Source organism: Mesorhizobium sp. M1E.F.Ca.ET.063.01.1.1 (assembly GCF_003998155.1).
Lineage (GTDB): Bacteria > Pseudomonadota > Alphaproteobacteria > Rhizobiales > Rhizobiaceae > Mesorhizobium.
Window position 1 is genome coordinate 1 of sequence record NZ_RZSC01001454.1, and the last position, 621, is coordinate 621.

Here is a 621-nt window from a genome sequence, read left to right on the forward strand (position 1 = left end):
CCGGGAATGACGTCGGCCAGGGTGCGCGCGTCGGTGTCCTGAAGCCGGAACTGCTGCAGCACATGGCGCCGAAGCCGCTGATCCTGGCGCTGGCCAATCCCAATCCAGAGATCATGCCGGAGGCCGCGCGGGCCGCGAGACCGGATGCGATGATCTGCACCGGCCGTTCCGATTTCCCCAATCAGGTCAACAACGTACTGTGCTTTCCTTACATCTTCCGTGGCGCGCTTGACTGCGGCGCCAGCGCCATCAATGAGGAGATGAAGATGGCGGCGGTCAGGGCGATCGCCGCCCTTGCCCGCGAAGAGCCATCGGATGTCGCGGCGCGCGCCTATTCCGGCGAGACGCCGATCTTCGGGCCCGATTTCCTGATCCCCTCGCCCTTCGACCCGCGCCTCATCCTGCGCATCGCGCCGGCCGTCGCCAAGGCCGCCTGCGACACCGGCGTGGCCACCAGGCCGATCGCCGACTTCGCCGCCTATATCGACAAGCTGAACCGCTTCGTGTTCCGCTCCGGCCTGGTGATGAAGCCGGTGTTCTCGACGGCCAAGGCGTCGAGTGCCAAGCGCGTCATCTATGCCGACGGCGAGGACGAGCGTGTGCTGCGCGCCGCGCAGGTGG

At 67.1% G+C, this 621-nt stretch carries 1 protein-coding gene; it reads left to right on the plus strand.

Annotated features, from left to right (window positions below; translation table 11 throughout):
- On the plus strand, positions 1–621 hold a 621-nt coding region (locus EOA29_RS39185), incomplete at both ends, for a malic enzyme-like NAD(P)-binding protein (RefSeq protein ID WP_281061155.1).